Origin of the sequence: Shimia sp., assembly GCF_041624275.1 — a bacterium.
In the GTDB taxonomy this organism is placed as follows: domain Bacteria; phylum Pseudomonadota; class Alphaproteobacteria; order Rhodobacterales; family Rhodobacteraceae; genus Shimia.
In genome coordinates this window covers 1-3,256 of the sequence record NZ_JBFJVE010000255.1, presented here as the reverse complement: position 1 = coordinate 3,256, position 3,256 = coordinate 1, and the positions used below count along the sequence as shown (strand labels likewise).

Genomic DNA, 3,256 nt, shown 5'->3' with positions numbered 1-3,256 from the left:
GATGCGCGCCGGCGAGGCCACCTTCTTCGAGCTGTCGGGCTGTTACCGCCGCTATCACGCGCCGCTCTGCCGGACGGTGTTTCTCGGCACGCCGCCGGACGAGATGCGCCGCGCCGAAGCGGCGCAGATCGAGGGCATCGCCGCCGGGCTCGAGGCGGCGCGGCCCGGCAACCGCACCTGCGACATCGCCGAGGCCTTCATGGCGGTCATGGCCCGTCACGGGATCGAACGCTCGGGGCGCATGGGCTACCCGGTGGGTCTCAGCTACCCGCCCGACTGGGGCGAGCGCACGGCCTCGATCCGAAGCGAGGACCAAACGGTTCTGGAGCCCGGCATGGTGTTCCATTTCATGCCGGCGCTGTGGATGGAAAGCTGGGGGCTGGAAACCACCGAAACCATCCTCATCCGCGACGCGGGCGCCGCCGAGCCGCTTTGCGACATTCCCCGCAAACTCTTCGTCAAGGAGTGAGCCCATGCTGGCGGCCACCAAGGAAATCCTCGCCGACCTGATCGCCTTTCCGACGGTGTCGGCCGACAGCAACCTGGCGATGATCGCCTATCTCGCCGAGCGGCTCGAGAGCTGCGGCGCCCGGGTCGAGGTGCTGCACGATCCGGGCGGCACCAAGGCCAACCTTTTCGCCACCCTCGGCCCCGAGGGCGATGGCGGGCTGGTCCTGTCGGGCCACAGCGACGTGGTGCCGGTCAGCGATCAGGACTGGACCAGCGACCCCTTTACCATGGTCGAACGCGACGGCCGGCTTTACGGGCGCGGCAGCTGCGACATGAAGGGGTTCATCGCCGCGACGCTGGCGATGGCGCCGGAATTCGCCGCGCGCGGCCTGACCCGCCCGCTGCATTTCGCCTTTACCTATGACGAGGAAACCGGCTGCATCGGTGCCGGCCAGCTGGCGGAAGACCTGGCGCGGCGCGGGCTCAGGCCCTCTCTGGCGGTGATCGGCGAGCCGACCTCGATGCGGATCATCGAGGGTCACAAGGGCTGCTGCGAATACAGCACCCGGTTTCAGGGGCTCGAGGGCCACGGTTCGGCCCCCGACCGGGGGGTGAACGCGGTCGAATACGCGGTGCGCTACGTGGCGCGGCTCTTGGAGCTGCGCCACAGCCTCAAGGGCATGGCGCCTGCCGACAGCCGTTTCGAGCCGCCCTGGACGACGATCAACATCGGCGCCCTGCACGGTGGCAGCGTGCACAACGTGATCGCCCCCCGCGCCCGGGTCGACTGGGAGATGCGCCCGGTGCAGGGGGGGGATGCGGTGTTCGTCAAGGCCGAGATGCAGCGCTATGTCGAGGACGAGCTTTTGCCGGCCATGCGCGCGGTCTTTCCCGGCGCCGCCATCGAGACCGAGATCGTCGGCGAGGTCGCCGGGCTGATCCCGGCCGAGCGCAACGAGGCCCGGCGCATCCTTGCCGAGCTGACCGGGGCCAACGGCGCCGACCTTGTGCCTTTCGGCACCGAGGCGGGAATCTTCCAGGCCCTCGGCATGGATGTCGTTGTCTGCGGGCCGGGCTCGATCGACCAGGCCCACAAGGCCGACGAATACCTTGCCCTCGACCAGCTGTCGCAATGCCTCGATCTGCTGCGGGGACTGGCCGGCAGGCTGGCGCCAACCGATGCCGCCTGAGCCCGGGTTCCGGGTGGGGTAGATCCGGCGCTTGAATTTAATAGACGATCGGTCTAATTTCGCCGCATGAGTGCAGAGAGCCCCACAAACGCCCCCGGTGGCGCGCCGCGGCGCGGCCGGCCCCCGAAAGCCGATGGCGCCCGTCAGGCGACCCGTGACCGGCTTGTTTGGCGCGGCATGGAGGTGCTGACCGAACAGGGCTATGCCTGCACCGGGCTCAACGATCTCTTGCAGGGGGCGGGCGTGCCCAAGGGGTCGTTTTATCATTATTTCACCAGCAAGGAGGATTACCTCCATGCCGTGATCGCGGCCTATGCCGCCTATTTCGCGCGCAAGCTCGACCGCTGGCTGTTGAACGAGTCGCGTCCGCCGCTGGCGCGGCTCGCCGATTTCGTCGCGGACGGCAAGGCCGGGATGCGGCGCCACGATTTCCGGCGCGGCTGCCTGATCGGCAACCTCGGTCAGGAACTGGCCTCGACCAGCGACACCCTGCGCCCGCCGCTGGATGCGGTGTTCCGCGACTGGCAGGCGCGTGTCGCCCGCTGCCTCGAACTGGCCCGCGCCGCCGGCGAGATCGCCGCCGCGACCGATTGCCAGAAAACCGCCGAGTTCTTCTGGATCGGCTGGGAGGGCGCCATCCTGCGCGCCAAGCTGGTGCGCAGCGAAGCGCCGATCGACCTGTTTGCCGAGACCTTCTTCGACGCGCTGACACGATCTGAAAATTCTTTAGCAAAGGACATAAAATGACCGACCACCCCATCAGCCGTTTCCCGGTGCCCGACCTCGACGACATGCCCGACGACATCCGCGACCTGATGACCAGCGTGCAGGAGAAGATCGGCTTCATCCCCAATGTCTTTCTGACCCTGGCCCATCGCCCGGACGAATTCCGCGCCTTCGTCGCCTATCACGATGCGCTCATGGAAAGGGACAGCGGCCTTTCCAAGGCCGAGCGCGAGATGATCGTCGTCGCCACCTCGAATGCCAACAGCTGCCAGTATTGCGTCGTCGCCCATGGTGCGATTCTGCGCATCCGCGCCAAGAACCCGACCATCGCCGATCAGATCGCGATCAACTACCGCAAGGCCGACATCACGCCGCGCCAGATGGCGATGCTGGATTTCGCGATGAAGGTTTCGAAAGACGCCGGCGCGGTCTGCGAGGCCGATTTCGAGACCCTGCATCAACATGGGTTCAGCGACGACGACATCTGGGACATCGCCGGGGTTTCGGCCTTCTTCGGCCTGTCGAACCGGATGGCCAATGTCACTGCCATGCGTCCCAACGACGAATTCTACATGATGGGCCGCAAGTAATGCCCCGCGCGGCGCGGGACACCCGCGCCGCAGCAGCCCTGCGCCGGCCCAAGGGGGGCTGTTAAGGTGGCTGTTGGACGGCAACGCGCGGCGGCAGGGCCGTCGCATGCCGTTTCCGGGCGGCGGACCCTGAACTGAAACGGTTTTCTCTTGGAAAAGTGGCGGAGAGACAGGGATTCGAACCCTGGGTCCCCGTGAAGGGACAACGGTTTTCGAGACCGCCCCGTTCGACCACTCCGGCACCTCTCCGCGGGGGTCTTGGTGAGGGGGCGTTTAATGGGGTTTTCCGGTGGGCGCAAG

At 67.0% G+C, this 3,256-nt stretch carries 4 protein-coding genes and 1 tRNA gene; 4 read left to right on the top strand and 1 reads right to left on the bottom strand.

What is annotated here, in order from left to right:
* From ABZD10_RS14635 to ABZD10_RS14620, 4 genes are all read left to right on the top strand, one after another.
* A partial coding sequence (locus ABZD10_RS14635) for a M24 family metallopeptidase (protein WP_372887614.1) occupies nucleotides 1-469 on the top strand: 469 nt, incomplete at its 5' end.
* 4 nt (nucleotides 470-473) lie between these two features.
* Nucleotides 474-1,640, top strand: a complete 1,167-nt coding sequence (argE, locus tag ABZD10_RS14630; RefSeq protein ID WP_372887612.1) for an acetylornithine deacetylase — start codon at nucleotides 474-476, stop codon at nucleotides 1,638-1,640.
* Between the two features lie 177 nt (nucleotides 1,641-1,817).
* Nucleotides 1,818-2,387 carry a TetR/AcrR family transcriptional regulator gene (locus ABZD10_RS14625; RefSeq protein ID WP_372887610.1) on the top strand — a complete coding sequence of 190 codons (570 nt, stop codon included), beginning with the start codon at nucleotides 1,818-1,820 and terminating at the stop codon, nucleotides 2,385-2,387.
* Complete coding sequence (locus ABZD10_RS14620) at nucleotides 2,384-2,956, top strand: peroxidase-related enzyme (RefSeq protein WP_372887608.1); 573 nt, start codon at nucleotides 2,384-2,386, stop codon at nucleotides 2,954-2,956. Before ABZD10_RS14625 ends, ABZD10_RS14620 begins: the two co-directional genes overlap by 4 nt.
* A 159-nt stretch (nucleotides 2,957-3,115) precedes the next feature.
* Here the strand turns inward: ABZD10_RS14620 and ABZD10_RS14615 are convergent.
* Nucleotides 3,116-3,205: transfer RNA gene (locus ABZD10_RS14615), tRNA-Ser, on the bottom strand.
* Between the last annotated feature and the right edge of the window lie 51 nt (nucleotides 3,206-3,256).

Bases quoted from the DNA above. Each gene is read 5' to 3' on its own strand.
- argE (WP_372887612.1), top strand. From the start codon at position 474: ATGCTGGCGGCCACCAAGGAAATCCTCGCCGACCTGATCGCCTTTCCG.
- ABZD10_RS14625 (WP_372887610.1), top strand. From the start codon at position 1,818: ATGGAGGTGCTGACCGAACAGGGCTATGCCTGCACCGGGCTCAACGAT.
- ABZD10_RS14620 (WP_372887608.1), top strand. From the start codon at position 2,384: ATGACCGACCACCCCATCAGCCGTTTCCCGGTGCCCGACCTCGACGAC.